17 protein-coding genes are annotated in these 21,989 nt (G+C 58.8%); 8 read left to right on the top strand and 9 right to left on the bottom strand.

Annotation, left to right across the window (positions count from 1 at the left end; genetic code table 11):
* Window positions 1–160: 160 nt before the first annotated feature.
* Together fumC and G7Y41_RS02865 are read right to left on the bottom strand one after the other, a co-directional pair.
* On the bottom strand, window positions 161–1,570 hold the full coding sequence (gene fumC, locus G7Y41_RS02860; RefSeq protein ID WP_165218598.1) for a class II fumarate hydratase: 1,410 nt from the start codon (window positions 1,568–1,570) through the stop codon (window positions 161–163).
* Window positions 1,571–1,662: 92 nt separating this feature from the next.
* The gene (locus G7Y41_RS02865; protein WP_165316400.1) at window positions 1,663–2,940 is read right to left on the bottom strand and encodes an MFS transporter; all 1,278 of its coding nucleotides are present in this window, start codon (window positions 2,938–2,940) and stop codon (window positions 1,663–1,665) included.
* Window positions 2,941–3,138: 198 nt separating this feature from the next.
* On the opposite strand from G7Y41_RS02865, the gene G7Y41_RS02870 reads away from it, so the two are divergent.
* Window positions 3,139–3,852, top strand: coding sequence for an SGNH/GDSL hydrolase family protein (locus G7Y41_RS02870; RefSeq protein WP_165316401.1), 714 nt, complete (start codon window positions 3,139–3,141; stop codon window positions 3,850–3,852).
* Window positions 3,853–3,938: 86 nt separating this feature from the next.
* Window positions 3,939–4,538, top strand: a complete 600-nt coding sequence (hemG, locus tag G7Y41_RS02875) for a menaquinone-dependent protoporphyrinogen IX dehydrogenase (protein ID WP_165316402.1) — start codon at window positions 3,939–3,941, stop codon at window positions 4,536–4,538.
* On the opposite strand, the gene G7Y41_RS02880 is transcribed toward hemG, so the two are convergent.
* The 4 genes from G7Y41_RS02880 to G7Y41_RS02895 all read right to left on the bottom strand — a co-directional run bounded on the left by G7Y41_RS02880 (window position 4,535) and on the right by G7Y41_RS02895 (window position 7,049).
* Window positions 4,535–5,125 carry a dihydrofolate reductase gene (locus G7Y41_RS02880; protein ID WP_165316403.1) on the bottom strand — a complete coding sequence of 197 codons (591 nt, stop codon included), beginning with the start codon at window positions 5,123–5,125 and terminating at the stop codon, window positions 4,535–4,537. The two genes, hemG and G7Y41_RS02880, sit on opposite strands and share 4 nt — an antisense overlap.
* A 38-nt stretch (window positions 5,126–5,163) precedes the next feature.
* Window positions 5,164–5,961, bottom strand: coding sequence for a thymidylate synthase (locus G7Y41_RS02885; protein WP_165316414.1), 798 nt, complete (start codon window positions 5,959–5,961; stop codon window positions 5,164–5,166).
* A gap of 8 nt (window positions 5,962–5,969) precedes the next feature.
* Window positions 5,970–6,374, bottom strand: coding sequence for an OsmC family protein (locus G7Y41_RS02890; protein WP_231367394.1), 405 nt, complete (start codon window positions 6,372–6,374; stop codon window positions 5,970–5,972).
* Window positions 6,375–6,482: 108 nt separating this feature from the next.
* Window positions 6,483–7,049: a DUF2505 family protein gene (locus G7Y41_RS02895; protein ID WP_165316405.1), complete on the bottom strand. Its 567-nt coding sequence runs from the start codon at window positions 7,047–7,049 to the stop codon at window positions 6,483–6,485.
* Between the two features lie 150 nt (window positions 7,050–7,199).
* Here G7Y41_RS02895 and G7Y41_RS02900 point away from each other — a divergent pair, with 150 nt between their 5' ends.
* Entirely contained in the window at window positions 7,200–8,666 is a 1,467-nt protein-coding gene (locus G7Y41_RS02900; protein WP_165218584.1) for a sensor histidine kinase, read from the top strand.
* A gap of 158 nt (window positions 8,667–8,824) precedes the next feature.
* On the opposite strand, the gene G7Y41_RS02905 is transcribed toward G7Y41_RS02900, so the two are convergent.
* Window positions 8,825–9,073 carry a WhiB family transcriptional regulator gene (locus G7Y41_RS02905; protein WP_165218582.1) on the bottom strand — a complete coding sequence of 83 codons (249 nt, stop codon included), beginning with the start codon at window positions 9,071–9,073 and terminating at the stop codon, window positions 8,825–8,827.
* A 174-nt stretch (window positions 9,074–9,247) separates the two neighbouring features.
* On the bottom strand, window positions 9,248–12,490 hold the full coding sequence (locus tag G7Y41_RS02910; RefSeq protein ID WP_165316406.1) for an FtsK/SpoIIIE domain-containing protein: 3,243 nt from the start codon (window positions 12,488–12,490) through the stop codon (window positions 9,248–9,250).
* Between the two features lie 274 nt (window positions 12,491–12,764).
* Between G7Y41_RS02910 and ligA the strand changes: the two genes are divergently transcribed.
* Window positions 12,765–15,245 (top strand): NAD-dependent DNA ligase LigA, encoded by a 2,481-nt coding sequence (ligA, locus tag G7Y41_RS02915; protein ID WP_165316407.1) that lies wholly within the window; start codon window positions 12,765–12,767, stop codon window positions 15,243–15,245.
* A gap of 54 nt (window positions 15,246–15,299) precedes the next feature.
* On the opposite strand, the gene G7Y41_RS02920 is transcribed toward ligA, so the two are convergent.
* On the bottom strand, window positions 15,300–16,565 hold the full coding sequence (locus G7Y41_RS02920) for a phospholipase D-like domain-containing protein (protein WP_165316408.1): 1,266 nt from the start codon (window positions 16,563–16,565) through the stop codon (window positions 15,300–15,302).
* Window positions 16,566–16,751: 186 nt separating this feature from the next.
* On the opposite strand from G7Y41_RS02920, the gene gatC reads away from it, so the two are divergent.
* From gatC to G7Y41_RS02940, 4 genes are all read left to right on the top strand, one after another.
* Window positions 16,752–17,048: an Asp-tRNA(Asn)/Glu-tRNA(Gln) amidotransferase subunit GatC gene (gene gatC / locus G7Y41_RS02925; protein WP_165218574.1), complete on the top strand. Its 297-nt coding sequence runs from the start codon at window positions 16,752–16,754 to the stop codon at window positions 17,046–17,048.
* Entirely contained in the window at window positions 17,048–18,586 is a 1,539-nt protein-coding gene (gatA, locus tag G7Y41_RS02930; protein WP_165316409.1) for an Asp-tRNA(Asn)/Glu-tRNA(Gln) amidotransferase subunit GatA, read from the top strand. Before gatC ends, gatA begins: the two co-directional genes overlap by 1 nt.
* Window positions 18,586–20,079 carry an Asp-tRNA(Asn)/Glu-tRNA(Gln) amidotransferase subunit GatB gene (gene gatB, locus G7Y41_RS02935; protein WP_165316410.1) on the top strand — a complete coding sequence of 498 codons (1,494 nt, stop codon included), beginning with the start codon at window positions 18,586–18,588 and terminating at the stop codon, window positions 20,077–20,079. Before gatA ends, gatB begins: the two co-directional genes overlap by 1 nt.
* Window positions 20,080–20,421: 342 nt before the next feature.
* Entirely contained in the window at window positions 20,422–21,969 is a 1,548-nt protein-coding gene (locus G7Y41_RS02940; RefSeq protein WP_165218570.1) for an ATP-binding cassette domain-containing protein, read from the top strand.
* Window positions 21,970–21,989 lie beyond the last annotated feature (20 nt).

Genomic DNA, 21,989 nt, shown 5'->3' on the forward strand with positions numbered 1-21,989 from the left:
GAAGCCGGAGGCGGAGGGGAACATCCTCTCGCCTAGGGATCTTGTCAGAGGAAAACAACACGCCGGGCTTCGGATTTTTCCGAAGCCCGGCATTCGTTGTGGAAGACCACCTCGTCCTCGTCCCCTGAAAATGGAGGCTAGATGACGAGGGAAATTCCGGTCACTCCTCGGCGGCGCTTGGGTGCGTCATATCTGCGGGAACAACCCACGCGTCGAACTCCTCGGCGGAAAGGAAGCCCAGCTCAAGGGCGGATTCACGCAGAGACAGGCCCTTCTTGTGCGCATTCTTCGCGATCTTCGACGCCTTGTCGTAACCGATGTGGCGGTTCAGAGCCGTGACCTGCATGAGGTTCGTGTCGAGGTTCTCTTGAATTTTCTCGCGGTTCGGCTCAATGCCGTAGGCGCAGTGCTCATCGAAGGAAACACATGCGTCACCCAGGAGCTGGATGGACTCAAGGACACACCAGGACATGACGGGCTTGAAAACGTTGAGCTGGAAATTGCCCTGTGAACCCGCGAAACCAACGGTCGCGTCGTTGCCGAAAACCTTCGTTGCCACCATCGTCATAGCTTCGCACTGAGTGGGGTTGACCTTGCCGGGCATGATCGAGGAACCGGGTTCATTCTCGGGGATCACGAGTTCGCCGATGCCGTTACGCGGGCCGGAAGCATACCAGCGCACGTCGTTCGCGATCTTCATCAGCGCATCAGCGAGAACACGCAGCGCACCGGAGACGAGGACGAGGGCGTCGTGAGCACCCAGCGCAGCGAAGAGGTTTTCGGCCTGAGTGAACTCAATGCCGGTTTCCTCAGAGATCTTCTTCGCGGCCAGTTCACCAAACTCCGGGTGAGCATTAAGGCCGGTGCCCACAGCGGTGCCGCCGATGGCGAGTTCACGCGCACGAGAATCAGCGTATTCGATGCCCTCAAGAGCAAAGTCGATCTGCGCAACCCAGCCGGAGATCACCTGGCCGAGGCGAATAGGTGTGGCATCTTGCAGGTGGGTGCGGCCCACCATGATGACATCGTCGAATTCCTTGGCCTTGGCATCCAAGGTGTCACGGAGACGACGAACGCGCGGGTACATGGCCTGGAGTTCGTTGACAACGGCGATGTGCATCGCGGTGGGGAAGGTGTCATTGGAGGACTGACCGCGGTTGACATGGTCATTCGGGTGAACCGGGGTCTTGGTTCCCATTTCACCGCCAGCCAGTTCGATGGCGCGGTTGGAGATGACCTCATTGGAGTTCATGTTCGACTGCGTGCCCGAACCCGTCTGGAAGACAACCAGCGGGAAGTGGTCATCAAGTTTGCCTTCGATGACCTCATTGGCTGCTGCAACGATGAGATCAGCAATGTCCTGGGGGAGTTCGCCGAGCTGACCGTTGGCCTGGGCGGCAGCTTTCTTGAGGATGCCGAGAGCCTTGATCATCGGGCGACCCCACACGAAGGTCTCGCGACCGATGTCGAAGTTATGGAGGGAACGCTCAGTCTGAGCACCCCAGTAACGGTCTGCGGCAACCTCAACGGTTCCCATTGAGTCGGATTCGGTACGAGTATTTTCTGCCACTGGGGGCTCCTTCGCATGACGACAATGAACAGATCTAAGCCTACCGGCGTGCGTGCCGATTTGCGGGGTCTGTTGTCCTAATTCCCCAGAATTTATGAGGTCGTGGCGTGGCGGAGCAGACGTGGGTGTGCCCACGCAACGGTGCAGGAGAAAGCGATGAGGCTCAAGCCGAGAGCAAAAGGTGCCAGCGGATTCCATCCGTAGAGAGCTGCTGCGCTGACGGGAGCGAAGATCCACGTCACCGATCCGGTGGCGTTCATGATTCCGGCGACGCCACCCTGTTCCTCAGGTGACACCGCAAGTGAAGCACCTGCGCTGAAACCTGGGACCGCCAGGCCCGAGGCAACACCCATGAGGAAGGTTGAGAGGACAACGAGGGGGAGAGTTGGAGCCCACGCGAGAGCAGCGAAGGCCACGGTGCCCAGCGTGATTCCCCCGCGGAGAAGACGGCGTGGTTCCCACGCGAGTTTGGGAACAATGAGGAGTTGGAAGAGCATGGCTCCTGCCGCATTTGTCAGCAGCATGAGGCCGGTGATGGAGACAGCGTGTGAGGGGTCCAGGTGCGCGCGGTCCTGGACGATGAAACCCATGAGGATCTGAACAACTCCGTTGGCGAAGAACATTCCAAAAACCCCGCCGATCCAGGGTAGGAGCCTGCGGTCAAGCCAGGAGACGCGCGGTGGGAGTTCCCCCGTTACTGTCATTGACGAGGATGAATGGCCGGGCGCACACGTGGGCTGAGTATTCCGGGGACTACGGGAGTGTCCGTCTTTGGGAACCCACACAAGAGCAATGACGAGGGCGATGACGATGAACCACGGCGTTGCGTGAACGGGAGCGAAGATCCAAACGGCTCCCAGAGCGGAAGAAATGAGGGAGCCGAACATCACGGAAAAATTGATCGCACCGGAAAACGCGGACATCCCTCGTACCCTCGAAGTCTGGTCCTGGGTGACTTCTGCAACGAGAGCCTGACCCGTTGGAGGGATTGCCGCAATCGCCGAACCAAAGAAAGGACCGCGGGCCAACATGATCCCGGCGGATGCAGCAACGACCCCCAGAGCGCCGGCGGACCTGGCCCACACGGTCGCGGAAAACACGGTGCCAGCGATAAGTGCAAGAACCAGCGACGTCAGGAGGACTCGGCGTCTTCCCCATGCGATTGAACGGCGCCCCCAGAACTGGCTGAGCGCCGTCACAGCAACGGCAGCAAGAGAGACAGCTCCGCCGACAATCCATTCGGGAAGAGCTAACGCACGCGACAGGGGAGCGATCGACACGTTGATCATGTTCTGAGCGGTGTAGGTAAAAACCGCCAGAGCAATCAAGGCGCGAAGCGTCGGGTTTGTGAGCAAGGGGGAGGAAGGCACGAGGAGATTCTACGGGGCCTCCTCGTGATGCGGAGGTGGCCGAGGATTAATCAAACCACGGGTGCGCACGTCGTCCTCGTTATGCGCAGGCAATGGTAGCGTCAAGTGTGACGCCGCGATGGGTGGCAGTGTGCCGGGTGTGTGAGATTTTGCGGTGGGTGAGTACAGGCTTGCACGCGAGAGTTAATCTTGCATGACGTGAATCCGTTAAAAAAGACGTTACTGCTCACTCAAGCTGCCATTGCAACGCGCAGGGTTCATCTCCTTCCCGAACCCGAAGGGGAACGCTCCGGGATCGTTACCCCACGCGACGGGCAAACAGACAGTCAAGAACCCATTCGTTTCGTTGCCGTGGGTGACTCCCTTGTTGCAGGCTCCGGAGTGTCATCCCAGGCCGAGTCGCTGACTCCGAGGATTAGCTCACGGCTTGCCGACGCAACCGGCCGCTGCGTCGCCTGGCAGACCCACGCGAAGCTCGGATCAACGATGCGCCGCGTGCGCTATCGCTTCCTCGAAGAAGTCGAAGGACACGTCGACGTTTTATTCCTCTGCGCCGGGTCGAATGACATCTTAGCTAGGCGTGGTCGCCAGGACTGGGTTGATGACTTAACCGCTGCGATTGACATCGCCGAAGGATTGGCTGACCACCTCATCGTCTGCTCGTCGGGCCAACCCCACAACTCACCGAAGCTGCCGGGGATGCTCCGTAAGGAATTGGCCAAACGCATCAACGCCCAGACCGAGGATTCCTCACGCATCTGCCGTGACCGTGGAATCGACTTCGTTGATGTCGCCCATGCCCCACTCTTCGATGGGTTCTGGGCGAGCGACGGTTTCCACCCATCGGCAGCGGGATATGAATTCGCCGCCGATCAAGTTTTCGCAGCGATGTCCTTCCTTGAGCGTTTGTGACAGTGCGTCGCAAACATCGGTGAGAAAAGAGCGTACCGTCAGAGGACACGAAGACTTATCCCCAGTGATTTTTGGAGAGTACGCACATGTCAGTTCTTGCCCTCTACTCCTCACGCTTTGGCCACACAGCGAACATCATCATGAGAGTTGCCCAGAGTCTTCGCGCTCACGGCATCGACGTCGAAGTTCGTCCCGTTGAAGCCGTGAAGACCCTTGACCCAGCAGTCGACGCGGTGATCCTTGGGGCGTCGGTTCGATACGGTGTTTTTGCGCCGTCAGTGTGGCGTTTCGCCAAGAAGAACGTTGAGCGGCTCAATGCGATGCCAACGGCGTTCATCGGCGTCAATCTTGCCGCGGCGAAACCTGAAAAATCTCAGCCCGACACCAATGCCTACGTCAAGCGATTCCTTGATGGCACCCCGTGGAATCCAACGACGGTTGCCCTTTTTGGTGGCGAACTTGATTTCCGTCTCTACAACGCCGTCGACACGGCACTACTCAAGCCGATCCTCAAAGCCTCTGGCAAACCCTGGGGTCCCGATGTCCATATTGACTACACGGACTGGGAGCGTGTTGATTCCTTCGCGGACTCATTCCTGAACCTCATCGGGGCGGGAGAAGCCTCGGCGCAGACGAGTCTTCAGGCCCAGAACCCCACCGACACATCGGATTCAGCTGAGAATTAACGAGGACGAACACGCACCCACGTCGTCACTTTCCACCGAGCATCACCGGAACGCTCACGCCACTGGGAATCAGAGCGTAAAGGATCAGGTGCCCACTCGTCCTCGTTAATGAACGGCGCACGAACCAGGGGAGAATCCGGTGAAACCGTCGACGCGACATCGAGGTCAAGATCAGTGACGACTAGTTCATCGACGATCCCCATGACGTCGGCGTAGAGGTGAGCCCCACCCGTCACCCACACGTGGGATGAATCCCCGACGTGGTTTCCTGCAACGAGGAATGCCTCATCTAAGGAATGCACGACAATCCCGCCGGGAGCCTCGAAGTGTCGATCTCGCGTCACGACGATGTTCGTGCGTCCCGGCAAAGCAGCGCCGAGAGCTTGCCAGGAACGACGCCCCATGATGATGGGGGACCCCATAGTTGACGTCTGAAAATGACGAAAATCCGCGGGGACATGCCAGAGCATGTCTGTTCCGGAGCCGAGGACGCGGGTGCGATCCTGCGCCCAAATGGACGCGAGGACGACACCGGAATCTTTCAGAGCCTGCGTGGCCTCAAACGGGGAGAGATTCGTTATTCCCATGAGTTCATCAACCCCTGATCTGCGTCGTCATCACACCATCACACCGCTACCGGCGCTGTGATCGTCGGATGATGGGTGTAGTTCACGACCTCAACGTCGTCAAAGTCGTAGTCAAAAATTGAGTCTGCGCGGCGCAGCGAGAGCGTGGGGAAGGGGTAAGGGTCGCGCGACAGCTGCTCGGTGACCTGGTCAACGTGGTTGGAGTAGATGTGACAGTCTCCGCCCGTCCAGATGAAGTCGCCGACCTCTAGGCCAGCTTGCTGGGCGAACATATGCGTGAGCAGGGAATACGACGCGATGTTGAAGGGAACCCCGAGGAATAGGTCAGCGCTGCGCTGGTAAAGCTGGAGGCTGAGGCGGCCGTCGGCAACGTAGAGCTGGAAGAATGCGTGGCACGGCTCCAAAGCCATATCCGGCAAATCCCCAACGTTCCATGCGGACACAATCATCCGCCGGGACTCGGGCTGAGTTTTCAACGTCTCCATAACCTGTGAGATCTGATCAATCTCACGGCCGTCCCCGGCGTTCCAATGACGCCACTGGACACCGTAGACGGGACCCAGTTCGCCGTTCTCATCGGCCCACTCATTCCAAATGCGGATCTTGTGGTCTTGGAGCCAACGAACATTGGAGTCTCCGGAAAGGAACCAGAGAAGCTCACCAACAATGGATTTCAGATGCACACGCTTCGTGGTAATCAGCGGGAAACCCTGTGACAGGTCATAGCGCAGCTGCGCTCCGAAAAGGGAACGCGTGCCCGTGCCAGTACGGTCACTCTTGAGCGCCCCCTCGGACATGACCTTCGCGAGAAGATCCTCATACTGGCGATCAATCACGGTGCCAGTCACTCGGAAACCTGCTCTGATGTGAATGTATGCGTGTAGGGAACAGGCTGGGACAGGGTATGTCCGATCGTGCAGTTGCGGTCGATTGCTCCATTCGCACGGCGCACAAGATCAGCCTGGTCCTTGTCAGACAGTGAGGAGAGATCCTGGATGAGTTCAACCTGGAACGTCGTGTAGCGATCCTCGTCCTCGTTGTACTCACCGGAAATACCGACGACCTGAGCGAAATCCTCACCCAGACGGTCAGTCATGCGCTTATCGGACGACATTGCGTTGCAGCCCGCGAGGGCAAGCTTCAACAGGTCACCGGGGGAGAAACGCCCCGGTCCGTCGCCGATCAGAATTTCGGCGCCGCGGGAATTACGGGCAACGTACTGGCGCACTCCTTGGCGTTCAAGGAACATCGCGGGCGCTGGCTGGCTGGCTGGCGCCGATGTAGACGCGGATGCAGCGGAGCCGGAATCCGCAGGTGTAGTCGATGATGAAGTAGTCATAGGTCCATTGTCCCCTGTTCAGTCATCCAATGCATGGTGATCCGTTGAATGGGTGCTGGTGAGCCACTGGGTGGTGACGTGTTCCTCGGCTGCGACAAGCTCCTGTACGTGTTCGAGGAGTTTCTGCTCGATGGTGCTGCCAAAGAACGGAATGGATACGGAAAGGGTGCCGTGCCCCGTCCTCGTCACACTTGCGGGAGTCGTCTCACCGGGCAGCGGGGTCGAAGGGGCCTCACTCAGCGTCGATGTCAGGTCCACGCGAAGGTGTGCAGCGTCGACGGTGAGAACGGAATGTATGCGGTCAGGGCACTGCGTAGAGTGAGGATTCGCCTCGTTGGATGTGCCGTTCTCCAGTTCCTCGCAGTAGGAGAATTTCAGGGGGAATGAGAGATAACCACGGACTTTGTCGGGGAAGGCGTCCTCGGCAAAGTACCCTGTGACGTCGATCCGGTTGCCGGTGACGTTGACGTGAGGCTCACCCGTGCTCAATCCACTCAGCCGGGCGATCTGAAATGACGGATCGAGAACCGCAGCGACGAGGGCGCACGCGGATGCCGGATATGTGACGGTGAAGGAAAAATCCATGAAAACTCCTGTGCGGCTGTTGACGTGGCCTCCGGATCTCAGCAGTGGCCCAGTCTCGCTTGCAATGGATGCCCAGTGTGTGACGTGTGCTCCCACTTTAGGGGTGGGCGTGGAGGGAAGCGAGCGTCGCGGCACATTAGAGTTGTCGCCATGAGAAGTCTCACCCAGTTTGCCGAGATTAACGCGATCGATCTCAACGAGGACGAACTCGCGTGGCTTCACCTCCTCCTTGCCGACTGGCAAGTGCTCGCCGATCTTGCTGCGGCCGACCTGGTGCTGTGGCTGCCGGCGAAAGACTCGAAGTTCTGCGCTGTTGCGCACTCTCGTCCGGCAACGTCAAGCACCGTTCACGTGGAAGATATCCTCGGTCTTTTCCTGCCGACGGTCCGTGAGGTTGAGCTTCGCCGAGCGATGACGACCGGTCAGGTCATTAAGGCATCGACGGCTCACTGGGCGGGAACGTATTCGATGATGGAGACGTGTATTCCCGTGTCATACAACGGGCGCATCATCGCTGTGATGACAAGGGAATCTAACCTTGCTGCCCCTCGCCCGTCCCTGGGGTCTCAGGGGTGGACGCAGTCGGCGGCAGACATTCTCTGCCAGATGATTGCCCGGGGAGAATACCCGTACGATTCGACACCGACAGTCAGCGGTCACGGGGTTCCGCGCGTCCAAGATGGGGCCATTTTCATTGACGAGGACGGACGGGTTGAACAGCTCACGCCGAATGCGTCATCGTGCCTGCGACGCTTAGGTATTAAACAACGCATTATCGGGAAGGTTCTTGCTCAAGAGATCACTCAGGTTGTTGCGGATAAAACACTGATTGAAGAGTCGATGGCGGTTGTTCTCAAGGGACGGGCATCGTGGCGTGTGGAGATCGCGGCACACGCCTCAACTATTGCGATGCGGGCCTTACCGCTCACGAATGGACGTCACCGCCTGGGAGCTGTGATTCTCACTCGGGATCTGTCCGAGATTCGTCGTCACGAGCAGGAACTCATGACGAAAGATGCCACGATTCGCGAGATTCACCACCGGGTGAAGAACAATTTGCAGACCGTGTCGGCGCTGTTGCGCTTGCAGTCACGTCGGTCGGAGTCCGATGCGGTGAAGGTTGCGCTAGCTGAGGCGGAACGCCGCGTGCAAGCGATCGCGACTGTCCATGCGGCTTTGTCCCAGAATGTTGATGAGTCTGTTGACTTTGATGAGGTTGCGCGCACGGTTTTGCGGATGGCGGGTGCGGTTGCGTCAACGGCTCACGAGGTTCAGGTTGTCACGACCGGGAAGTTCGGCATCATTCATGCAGAACAGGCACAGGCCTTGGCAACGGTTCTCAATGAGCTTGTGGCAAACTCTGTGGAACATGGCCTGGCGGACCGCGATGGTATTATTGAAATTTCTGCGAATCGTCAGGGTGAGCGAATGGTTGTGACCGTTGCAGACAACGGGTTGGGCTTTGAGCCGGGAACGCCGATGACCGGTTTGGGAACACAGATTGTTCAGCAGATGGTCCGCGGAGAACTGCACGGAACGATCGACTGGTCGCTTCGTGAGGGTGGGGGAACGGTCGTCACTCTCGACATGCATCTTGACGATGGTTCTGATGATTAAGTGCTGAACTTGTCTTTGCCGAGGTCGCATGGTCGCTGAGCACGTTTGCTGTGAGGAGCCGAGCGGGTGGACTTCAGGTGTCGATGAGGACACGAACAGGGGTGTCACACCGGTGAGTGTGACACCCCTGTTGAAGGTGAAAAGTGAGGAGCCGCCAATCAGGAGGCACGGCGAGCGCGGGCGGCGCGACGCTTGAGGCTACGCCGTTCTTCCTCGCTCATTCCGCCCCAGACTCCGGAGTCCTGGTTGTTGTCGATAGCCCACTGAAGGCAGGTCGCTTCAACTTCACAGCTATGGCACACGGCCTTGGCTTCGGTGGCCTGTGCAAGAGCTGGTCCCGTGTTCCCAATCGGGAAGAACAGCTCGGGGTCTACGCTGAGACAGGCTGCCTTGCTGCGCCAATCCATTCTTGAAGCTCCTTTGTACGCCTTGAGACGGTGGATGACCTCTGACGCTTACGCGACGTCAGAACAACATCGTTAAGTTTGAGACAAGAGAGCGCAGTCCACAAGAGTTAGGACGCAGACTTTCAGATTCCTCACTGTGGAAATCGTCACGTTTGACAATTCGCGAATAGGTGATCATTGGTTGTTGGGACTCGTGGGCAGAGGAACTGCCAGGCGTTCACAGCGTCCGTTTTCTATGAGGAACCCCGTAGATTCGTCCCACATATGAGCTTCTAAAGCAAGGGAGGGGCTTCGACAGCGACGAAGTAACGCTCGTGCAACATCGACCGGCGGATCGAGCACAACAAGACGGATCGTTGGGGACAGGGGGAGACGGGACCACGCTGATGTTGCCAGGATGTCGATGCGTGCCTGATCCCAGCCTGCCGCGTCGTGCAGCTGGGTGATCCACTCTGTTGAAATATGCGTCTGATCAGTGAGGATCATCCAATCGCGAGGAGACGTGGGGACATATGGGTGCCAATCCGCACCGATGAGCGCGATATGCCGTTGGTGCCTGTCGAGATTTCGCACTCTCCACGAATCAGATAATTCGCTGGTGAGGTGCGCTGAGGATGGACTATCGGGGATGCCCAGCGGGATGGTTGCCTCGATGGGCGTCACAGAACCTGGGGAGCACACCCACACATCGCATTCGCGAGAGGGAAGAGGCAGGCGTGTCTGAAGTCCGAAGGCGTACACGTCGGAACGCGACGTCGGCTGAAAGATTGTCCACGTGCGCTGGGACACGCGAACCCCATGTGAACGATTCTGGCTCAAGCGAGCACCAATGATGATGATCCCCCGGGATTCAGCGCGTTGCTGGAGAGTTGACCACAGCGCCTGAGCGTTCGTAAGTCCGATGCGGGTACTCAGCGCGTCAAGGAATGCATCGAGATCATCAATGGCGAGGACGGCGGGCCCGTGGACGTGGATGTGTTCAATGAGAAGGGCGAAATCCTCAATGTTGAGGGTTGATACGTGGGACACAGCGGGGATTTCGAGGCAGTCAGAACACAGGTGAAGAGGGAGCTTTCGTGCCGATGCCAGTCTCACAGCTGCGGATTGCACCCATCGTCGCGCCCGAGCCTGGGAGCCCGATGGCATGTAAAAGTGGAGGGCTGGACCGTCCCAGACGAGCGGACGGTGCATGTCCTGATCCACACCGTCAGCAATGGCGAGAATCGGGGAGGTCCGATCCGACTGACAAGCCTGTGGAGCACATAGTGAATCTGCTTGTTCCCACGTGACATCCGCCGGAATCTCCTGCGGCCACAGCGAAACATCCGGGGATTGCCAGCTCGGGGACCGTTGTGATGATGAGACGGCCTGGGACCGTGACCCTGGGGAATCTTTAGGCAATGCGACATCTTGAGTCTGCGATCCCGGGGTGTTGTGAGATCGCGGTATGGCGAGAAGTCCACCGCAGTTGTTCTGCGCGCGAATAGCATCCACGACCGAGCGAACATTGGGGAGAAAAGCGAATTGCAGTTCGGATAGCCCGTGAGAACCCGCCAGGAGGGCGCGCCCTGGATTTTTCGGCAGTTGGTGTGCGCGAGCATCGGAGAGAATGTCAAGAGAATCCGTTGCCGAAACGCATCGAAGGGCGATCCGTAGATCAATGTTTGCCCGCATTGAGGCGTCGATCGCACCGGAGGGACGCTGCGTGGCTGCGATCAAGTGGAGGCCAAGAGACCGCCCCTGAGCTGCCAGCCGCATGAGGGTGTTCATTGAGTCGGGGTGTTCATCTTTGAGGACACGGAACTCGTCAATGACAACGACAATGCGCGGCGGTGGAGGTCCTGTTGGACCGGAGGGATTGGCAGTGAATTCCCGGACCCACTGGGCACGGTCGCTCACTCCAACGTCGTTGAACAACTGTTCGCGCCGTCGAAGTAAGGCTTGGAGGCCACGCAGAGCACGGTCAGTGAGTCGAGGATCAAGGTCAGTGAGCACACACTCGGTGTGAGGTAAGTCAGCTAATTGCTTAAACGTTGCACCGCCCTTGTAATCAATGAGCACGAGCCGCAGGTCATGCGGTGACTCGGCCATACACATCGAGAGCAACCAGGTGATGAGCGCCTGTGATTTCCCCGATCCCGTTGACCCAGCAACCAGAGCGTGCGGCCCGTTGCGCTCCAAATCGAGCGTGACAAGGCCGTGGGCATCCACGCCGACCGCAGGTGCATGGTCACGTATAACGTCAACGCGGTCCCACACAATTTCACGAGGAAGCGCAGGCGTATTCGTGTGGTCGCTCATTGGTGTGGCGCATGCCAGCCACCAGGTCAGTGACACGCACGGTCGCTCAGCAGTGACAACGCGATCACACCACGAAGGAAGTTCGTGGAAACTCCGTCCGATTCCGATGTGGATCAGGTCAGCGCTGCGTTGCCCGTTGTCGCCTGTGTGTCGCGCATCCTTTGGCGCACACCACGGGCAGTCCTCGACGGCTGAAATGTGAACGACCTCTGTTCCAGTTCCAACGGACCAGCATGCCCCGTCCTCGTCAATGACTTTGCCGCCCCCACAACGCGCCGCGCATTGGGCAGCCCACCATCGAGCGGCAAGAGAAGCGTGTGGCCCGAGGAATCCCATGCGTTGCACGCGCGGGATATCCATGCGACGAAAAATCGCCGTGGCGTTGAGGGGTGCTCCCGGACTACTGCCCGAAGGCGATGGTCCCACCAACTGAAACACTCCTCGACGTGCGCCGTGTCTGTACCCGTTGGGACGTTCTGGCCAGATGTAGATCCCACCGGGCTTAGGCGCGTCGGAGTGATCTACAGAAGAAACAGCCAGTATCAATGCAAGAAATGACGCATCCACGCAACGCCACCGACGACGCATCAGGAGCCACTTGAAAACGCAGAAAGCCCCGACTGCTGCGGCGCACGCACAACACACGCCGACGAGTACCCCTGAGGGTATCGCCAGGATTCTCTGAAGTCGCCATATGAGGAAAAGGGCCATCACCCCGATTGAGATGACGCTCATCCACCGCCGTGAGTGGGATTGCTCGGGGACCGGCCATATCAGGGCACGAGGACGAGGCCGCAGCTCGAACACATTAGAACCAACACGAATGTGCTGGCCGATGCGAATGCGATGAGGGCCTTGGCTGGTGGGGGAACGCCACATGCCCCACCGGGTGCGAATGGCGATTCCGTTGACCGACTGCTGGTCTGAAAGCCAGACCTGTCCACGAGCATCCGTTTGTGATTGCGCGTGACAGCGGGATGTGTGGGGATCAGTGAGGAGTACCGAACACGAGCGGCCAATTGGTTCGCCCACGGGGATGACCGCACCGATATCGGGGCCAGCGATACATGCCCAATGGGAGGAGACCTTGAGGGCGCGGGTCGTTGGTGATGTCATTGATCTTTCCCCTTCCCTCAAGAGTCTGCGTATCCCACGGCTTGCCGCGGGATCAGTGATCACAGCGCCGACGTTCGGTGTCTGCTCAATCCACAGTGGTGTATTGGGAAGCCGTTGGGTAGCGGACGTGGTGCACCTGTGGATATCCATGCGTGAGGTCAGTCGTTTGTGGATTTCGTCCCGTGTATTCGCGGCCTGTGGATTCTGAGATGACTTTTGCACAGGCGGGTGCTTTCGGGAGGAGTCAGGTGCAGAGCAATGGAAGAATGAATGCATGAGCGAAGCAGAAGCCGTGGGCGCACCACACCATGCCGCGCCCGTCGTCAGGCCCCAGTCCGCGTCGTCATCCGCACAGGCATCATCTCCCACAGCATCGCAAGCAGCTGCTGGCGAAGCGAACTCGTCCTCGACCATCCCGGAGGACTTTTCAGCCGCGCGAATCCGCCACGATGAACTCGTGGCAGTCATCGAAGGTGCCCGAGAGGCCTACTACGAACATGACGCCCCCACGATCGCTGATGCCCATTACGATCAGCTCTTTCGTGAACTTGAAGACCTCGAACGCGCATATCCGCAGCTGTCGGGACAAGACTCTCCCACAACAAGCGTCGGTGGTGCTCCAAGCTCGGCATTCGAGCCAGTCACCCATCGTCAACAGATGACCAGCCTTGAAGATGTCTTCACCCTCGAGGAACTCAATGAATGGATGATGCGCGTTGCCGCGGACACGGGAAGCCCTAACCTGCCGATGACCACGGAGGTGAAAATTGACGGGCTCGCGGTCAATCTGCTCTACGTTGACGGTGTCCTCACCCGGGCGGCAACTCGTGGGGACGGCCACGTTGGCGAGGACGTCACGGCGAATGTCTCCACCATCGGGGCAATTCCGCACACACTCAAAGGCGACGTCGTGCCTCATGAAGTTGAGATCCGCGGTGAAGTGTATTTCCCAGTAGCGGAGTTCGCCGCATTCAATGAGTCACGTGTGGCGGCGAAAGAAAAAACCTTCGTCAACGCGCGTAACGCGGCAGCGGGGTCCCTCAGACAGAAGAACCCGGAGGAAACAGCTCGCCGTCCGCTGTCGATGATCGCTCACGGCGTTGGTTTCGTTGACCCGGGAGACGGCGGCTTCGTTGCGCCAACGACTCAGCACGGGTGGTATCTCCAGCTGAAGGAATGGGGCATGGCGGTGTCCCCCTACACTCAGTTGCTCACGGGGATTGATGCGGTCACCCGGCGGATCGAGGAGATCGGACAGCAACGACATTCCCTCGTTCACGAGATCGATGGCGTTGTCGTCAAGGTTGACGACGTGGCCGTGCAGCGCAGCCTGGGAACCACATCGCGGGTTCCGCGGTGGGCGGTGGCCTATAAGTTCCCACCCGAGGAAGTCAACACTCGACTGCTTGACATTCGTGTCCAAGTTGGGCGCACCGGACGTGTCACCCCGTTCGGTGTCATGGAGCCCATCCTCGTTGCCGGATCCGTCGTGTCTCGCGCAACCCTGCATAACGCCCAGGAAGTCACCCGAAAGGGTGTTCTCATCGGTGACCTTGTTGTTTTGCGTAAAGCCGGTGACGTGATTCCGGAGATCGTTGCGCCGGTGGAGTCGGCGCGCGATGGTTCGGAGCGTCCGTTTGTTATGCCCACTCTCTGCCCGTCTTGCGGGGCACCTCTTGCCGCAGAAAAGGACGGGGATATCGACCTGCGGTGTCCGAATAAAGCGGGCTGTCCTGCCCAGCTCACTGAACGGATCGCGCATATTGGGGCACGTCAGGCCCTTGACATTGAGGGATTAGGGGACGAGGCCGCGCTTGCGCTGACTCAGCCGGAACTTCACCGCGAGGATGTGGCATCGGCGCTCGTTGCCGGTCGCAGCGTGTTCCTGGAGGACGGAACAGTCATCTCGATGCCTCAAGGACATGACCTGGAACATCGCCAGCAGCTCGAGGCAGCGGAGGCTTTGCTCCCTAAGGCCCAGGAGCCGGTTGTGACCTCGGAAGCGGAGGTGTTTGACCTCAGAGCCGAGGACGTCAAGGACGTCCTCGTGTGGCGCGAAGTCAAAGTCAAAGGGCAAGCCACGGGCGACTGGATGCAGGCCCGCTACTTCTGGACGAAGCCGTTCAAGACGAAAACCGTCCGTGGACAGTCAGTTATTGAACCCCAGGAGTCCGTGCCATCAAAGTTGCTCACAGAGATGCTCAGCGAGTTGGACAGAGCAAAGTCGCAACCTCTTGCCCGCGTCCTCGTTGCGCTGTCCATCCGCCACGTCGGTCCAGTGATTGCGCGTCCTTTGAGCCGGGCATACCCAACGATGGATGCTCTTCGCGCGGCCAGTGTTGAGGATCTGACGCAGATTGACGGCGTGGGTCTTGAAATCGCTCAATCCGTTGTCGACTGGTTCGGTGTTGATTGGCATCGCCAGATTGTTGACCGTTGGAGTGCGGCAGGGGTGCGCATGGCCGATGAACAGGGGGAGAGCGTCGAGAAAACCCTCGAAGGGCTAACGATTGTTGTGTCGGGAGCGATGCCGGGTTACGACCGTGAGGGAGCAAAGCAAGCCATCGTTGAGCGCGGTGGTAAAGCAACGTCGTCCGTGTCGAAGAAAACAACGGTCGTTGTCGCGGGCCCCGGCGCGGGCTCCAAGGCATCCAAAGCTGAGGCGCTGGGTGTGCCCGTGGTTGACGAGACGCGTTTTGGTGATCTTCTTGACGGTGGCCTGGCGGCTCTCGGTTTGGATGTTCCCAACGACTGAGGCGATGGGCCGCAGTGGGGGAAAGATCCGGCGCTAGTGACGATCGGTGATGTCCTAGACGATGACCTCAAAGGGGTGGAGCAGGACTTCGCCGATACGCGTGAGCATATGTCGGTTCTCCCACTCTCGGATCGTCAGTTGCCGGGCGGTTGTCAGGTCATTGGTGAAGATCTCTTCCATTCGCTCAGCAAGCTCTATGGAGTGGAACTGCATGTTGACCTCGTAGTTTCCGCGCATCGACAAGGGATCGAGGTTCGCAGTGCCAATCGTTGACCACTTTCCGTCAACCGTCATCGTTTTCGAGTGCACCATTGCGTGCTGATACAGCCAGATTTCGATCCCTTCGCGCAGGAGCTCCCCAAAGTAGGGGCGAGCACACCAGTCGGCGAGGATGTGATTGGAGTACTCGGGAATGAGGACCTTCACGGTGACGCCGCGCCGCGCCGCTGACTTAAGAGAAGCGAGGATCTCCCGGTCGGGAATGAAATACGCCGTCGTGATGAGGATATGGTCGGTTGCTCTTTCCATCGCATCGATGTACATGCCGCGGATCGGGTACAGCAAGCGTTCAGGCAGGTTAAATAGCGCCGTGATCTTTGATGACCATTTGCGTGCGCCCAAGTCGGGAAGTTCGGGTGCGTTCTTGGGGCGGAAGATATTCCAGAAATCCGAAAATCCGTTTTCTAGTTCCCAGACGGCGTCACCGGTGATTCTCACGTGAGTGTCACGCCATTCGTCGGCAAAGGCATTGCCGATGTTGTAGCCTCCGACGAATCCGGTGTGTCCATCAACGGTGAGAATTTTGCGGTGATCTTGCCCAGTTTTGCGGATGTTCAAGGTGAACAGGCCCGAGCGGATCGCAGGGAATGCGCGGGTGTGGAGGTTAGGCAGCGGGGGGAATTGGTAAAACTTCGGGTCCTGGTTGAGGACTCCGAATCCATCCCACACGCAGTAGACATTGACCCCGCGCCTGGCTGCCGCGATGAGGGCGTCCTTGAATTTTTGTCCCCATGTGTCCGAACGCCAGATAAAAGTCTCGAAGTAAATATGATCCTCGGCGCAGTTAATGGCATCAAGCATGTCTGCGTAGAGGGAATGTCCTTCAGTGTATGTACGAGCCGTGGTTCCACCGATCGTTGTGTCAGCGGGATCAAGTGTGGGAAACCCGCGGCGACCACCGGGGATACGTTTCTTTCGCACCCTATCAATCGCGTGGACGGCAATGAGCGCTGCCGTTTGGGCTGTGGCAACTGTCAGCCCCACGCGTTTGAGTGTCTTCCACGTCGAGTCGCTCAAAATTCTGTGGTGCCGAATCTGCATAGTTGTAGGGTAGCGGGTTTTTCTGATTGACGGGGACGGCGTCGCCCTCGTCAATCTCCGGACCTGCCGGTGGCGCAACGCTCGTGAGCACTGGGCGCTCCACAGCGGGGGAAGGTGCGATGAAAATGTGGGATCACTTGGTGTCCGAGGACGAACGACGAAGCGGAGCCGGGTAGGATTCGGATCATGTCACGAATCAGTACCGAAGAGGTCGCCCGCGTCGCGGGGCTGGCCCACATCGCATTGACTCCAGAAGAGATCGAACGCTTTGCCGGGGAACTTGACGTCATCACGACGTCCGTTGCCAAGGTGTCCGAGGTCGCCACCCCGGATGTTCCGGCAACATCCCATCCGATTCCGTTAACGAATGTGTGGCGCGAGGACGAGGTCGGGGAAACAGTGGACCGCGACGAAGTGCTTGCTCAGGCACCGGAATCGCAAGACGGAATGTTCCTTGTTCCGCAGATCCTTGGGGAGGACTGATGAAGGACATACTCACGAAGAGCGCGCTGGAACTGGCGGATCTCCTGGCCGCAGGAACGATCACCAGCGTGGAACTCACTCAGGCCTGCTTAGATCGCATTGAGGCACTCAACCCGAAGATTAACGCTTTCCTTCATGTTGACCGTGAGGGTGCGCTGGCAACTGCCGCGGACGTGGATGCGCGCCGAGCTGCGGGGGAGAAACTCCACCGGCTGGCCGGTGTGCCGATCGCACTCAAAGACAACATGGTGGTCCGGGGGATGCCAACGACGTGCGCCTCGAAAATTCTTCAGGGATGGCTGCCCCCTTACGATGCGACGATCACGGTGAAAATCCGCCAGGCGGGTCTGCCGATTGTTGGCAAGACCAACATGGATGAGTTTGCGATGGGATCATCGACCGAACATTCAGCTTTCGGTCCAACGCTGAACCCGTGGGACACAGCCCGGATCCCGGGTGGGTCCGGTGGCGGTTCAGCCGCGGCCGTGGCCGCGTTCATGGTGCCTCTGGCTTTGGGGTCGGACACGGGTGGGTCGATTCGTCAGCCTGGGTCAGTCACGGGAACCGTCGGAGCCAAACCGACCTACGGTGCGGTTTCGCGCTACGGCCTGGTGGCGATGGCTTCCTCCCTCGATCAGATCGGTCCGGTGACTCGCACGGTTGCTGATGCCGCTGCTTTGACGGAACTCATCGGTGGGCACGATCCCGCGGATTCGACGTCTCTGAACGAGCCGGTTCCCCCGCTTGTCGAGGCAGCTCGCGTAGTTGCTGAAAAGGGCGCAATTGAGGGACTGCGGGTTGGAGTCGTCAAGGAATTGTCGGGTGAGGGTTACGCCCCCGATGTTCTTACGGCGTTCAACGAAACAGTGGAGAAGCTACGTGATGCCGGAGCTGACATCGTTGAGGTGTCGTGCCCGAGCTTCGACTACGCGCTCGCGGCCTATTACCTCATCATGCCGGCGGAGGTTTCTTCCAACCTTGCTCGCTTCGACGGGATCCGTTACGGCATCCGCGTGGAACCAACGCAGGGGCCGGTGACGGCGCAACGAGTCATGGCTGCCACCCGTGAGGCTGGGTTCGGCGACGAAGTCAAGCGCCGCATTATCTTGGGAACACACGTCCTCTCCGCCGGGTTCTTTGATGCGTATTACGGATCAGCCCAGAAGGTCCGCACCCTCATTCAGCGTGATTTCGCGCGGGTGTTTGAGAATGTTGACGTGTTGGTGTCGCCGACGGCTCCGACGACCGCCTTTAAGTTCGGTGACAAGATTGACGACCCGATGGCGATGTACTTGAACGACATCGCGACGATTCCAGCGAACCTCGCGGGTGTTCCCGCGATGAGCGTTCCTAATGCCGTGTCGGATGAGGGGCTGCCGGTGGGCTTCCAGATCATTGCTCCGGCCCACGGGGATCAGCGGATGTACGAGGTCGCTCAGTTGGTCGAGACACTCAGCGACGATGTGGTGTCGCAGTGCCCGGCCGCGCAGTGGGACGAGAAGTCGGCGCAGGCTGGCGAGGTTCAGGAGGAGAAGTGATGTCAGAACTCATGGATTACGAGCTGGCCGCGAAGAAATTTGATCCCGTCCTCGGTATTGAGGTTCATGTCGAGCTGGGAACGAAGACGAAGATGTTTGATGCGGCCCCAAACGCATTTGGCGGCGACCCGAACACCTATGTCACGCCGGTGTCCCTCGGTCTTCCCGGATCTCTTCCGGTGGTTAACCACAGGGCCGTTGAGTATGCGATCAAAATTGGTTTAGCCCTTAACTGCACGATTGCTCAGTCGTGTCGTTTCGCTCGGAAGAACTACTTTTATCCGGACCTGACGAAAGCCTTCCAGACCTCGCAGTCGGATGAACCAATTGCTCACGACGGCTGGGTGGATGTTGAGCTTGAGGACGGCACGGTGTTCCGTGTGGAGATCGAGCGTGCACACATGGAAGAGGACGCGGGGAAGAACACCCACGTCGGTGGCGCTGATGGTCGTATCCAGGGAGCGGAGTATTCGCTGGTTGATTACAACCGTGCGGGTGTGCCTTTGGTTGAGATCGTCACTCGTCCGATCGAGGGCGCGGGGGAGCGCGCTCCCGAGGTTGCGGCCGCGTATGTGCAGACGCTGAGGGATATTTTCCGTGCGCTTGGTGTCTCGGAGGCCCGCATGGAGCGTGGAAACGTCCGTGCCGATATCAATGTGTCGTTGCGTCCTGATCCCAAGGCCCCGTTGGGGACGCGTACCGAAACAAAGAACGTCAATTCATTCCGTGGGATCGCCTCGGCGGTGCGTTTCGAGATGCAACGCCAGGCAGCGATTCTTGATGCGGGTGGGACGATCATTCAGGAGACCCGTCATTTCCACGAGGAGGATGGGTCGACGTCCTCGGGTCGTGAGAAGTCGGACGCTGAGGACTACCGTTACTTCCCTGAACCAGACCTTGTTCCTGTGGCTCCCGCTCGCGAGTGGGTGGAGGAGCTGCGTGCCAGCCTGCCGGAACTTCCCGTTGCCAAGCGTCGGCGCTTGCGTCAGGAGTGGGGTTTCGCCGACATGGAAATGCGTGATGTCATCAACGCGGGTGCCCTGGAGATTATTGAAGACACCGTTGCCGCGGGGGCCTCGCCCGCTGCGGCGCGTAAGTGGTGGATGGGTGAGTTGTCGCGTCGCGCGAAAGAACGTGAGTGTGCGCTCGAAGATATGCCGGTGACACCTCAGCAGGTCGCTGAGCTTGAGGGCCTGATCGAGGCGGGGCGTATCAACGATAAGCTGGCGCGCCAGGCCCTCGAAGGAGTACTTGCCGGCGAGGGAAGCCCCACTGAGGTTGTTGAGGCTCGTGGTCTTGAGGTTGTCTCCGACGACGGCGCTCTCACAGCTGCTGTTCGCGAGGCCGTGGATGCCAACCCGGATATTGTGGCAAAAATTCAGGGAGGCAAGGTCCAGGCCGCTGGAGCCCTTGTGGGTGCGGTGATGAAGGCGACGCGCGGCCAGGCTGATGCTGCCCGAGTCCGCGAGTTGATCATGGAGATGGTTGGTTAGCCTGCTGTCTGTTCCCTTTGGCGGAGTTTCATTGACGAGGACGCCCCCGTGCCAGATCTGTGGCACGGGGGTTTCCTTTGTCCTCGGCACATGTTCGGCGATGATGAGCGGGGGACAGAAACGGTGGTGTTGTTGAGGATGTGACTGCCGTTTTGACGTGCAGTTACTGCGGGACAGAGGTGCCTTCCCCATTGGATTTAAGTCTTAAACTCAAGATAACAATTTGATTACAAAGCGTAGAGTTTTGCCTCAAATGGTCGCGAACGCCCCGAAAAGTGGTGAACACTGTCACCCATAAGGGGTGGCGCAGACGCGCCGTCACAACTGTTCGACGGAGAACCTATGGCAACTCTAAGAAATGAACGCCGCGTTCTTGAGATGCGGAATATCACCAAAGTATTCCCCGGTGTCGTTGCACTCGACGATGTGAATCTTGACGTTCGCGCCGAGGAAATTCACGCGATCTGCGGAGAGAACGGCGCCGGCAAGTCCACACTCATGAAGGTGCTCTCGGGAGTTCACCCCCACGGAACCTATTCGGGCACAATCCTCTTCGACGGCGAGGAAGTGCAGTTCTCTTCCATTCGCGACTCAGAAAAACTGGGCATCGTCATCATTCACCAGGAGCTTGCCCTGATTCCGCAATTGTCGATTGCGGAAAACATGTTCATGGGAAACGAGATCACTCGTCGCGGGGCGATCAATTGGCATGAAACCCGCAAGCTGGCACGCAAGTTCATGGCGGAAGTCGGACTGGACGAAGACCCCGACACTCTGATCAAAGACATCGGCGTTGGCAAACAGCAGCTCGTGGAAATCGCGAAGGCCTTGGCGAAAGACGTCAAGCTCTTGATCCTCGACGAACCGACATCAGCGCTCAACGAAGAAGAGTCTGCCCACCTGCTCAATCTCATGCGCAAGCAGCGCGAACGCGGGGTTGCCCAGGTGATCATTTCCCATAAGCTCGACGAGATCGAACAAATTGCCGATGCCGTCACCGTGATCCGCGATGGGAAAACCGTTGGCTGGTTGGATCATGAGAAGGGAACCATCGACCAGGACGAGATCATCCGCCTGATGGTTGGTCGCTCGCTCGATCACCGCTTCCCGGATCGTCACCCGGAGATCGGCGATGTGAAATTTGAGATCCACGATTGGTGGGTTCGCCACCCGGTCAACACCGAACGGTGGGTGTGCAAGGGCGCCAACATCACGGTTCGGGCCGGCGAAGTCGTTGGTCTGGCCGGCCTCATGGGGGCGGGACGCACCGAACTGGCCCGCTCAGTGTTTGGCCGTTCCTACGGAGTATGGGAATCGGGACGTCTGACCATCGACGGTCAGGACGTCAACGCGGGCAGCGTCCCCGAGGCCATTAGTCAGGGGATTGCGTACCTCTCCGAAGACCGGAAGATGCTTGGCCTGAACCTGCTCGACCAGATTCACCAATCGATCGTGTCGGCGAAGCCGCAAAAGATCACCCACGGTGGAGTGCTCAACATCCACGAAGGACTCAAAGTCGCCGAACAGTACCGCACCGACCTGAGAATCAAAGCCCCGTCAGTGCTGACGGGTGTTGGCACGCTTTCGGGCGGTAACCAACAGAAAGTCGTCCTGGCCAAATGGATGTTCACCGATCCTGAAGTCCTCATCCTTGACGAACCGACACGCGGCATTGACGTCGGAGCGAAGTACGAGATTTACACCTTTATTGACGCGCTGGCCCGCAGCGGCAAGGCCGTCATCGTCATCTCGTCGGAGCTTCCCGAACTTCTGGGCATCACCGACCGTATCTACACGATCTTCGAGGGCGAAGTGACGGGTGAGCTCCCCACCGCCCAGGCAGATCAAGAATCCCTCATGCACCTGATGACTTCCTCAGCGAAGCGCTGACCCGGGGCGGCTCCCTAGGT

This window comes from Schaalia sp. ZJ405 (assembly GCF_011038885.2).
GTDB lineage: Bacteria > Actinomycetota > Actinomycetes > Actinomycetales > Actinomycetaceae > Pauljensenia.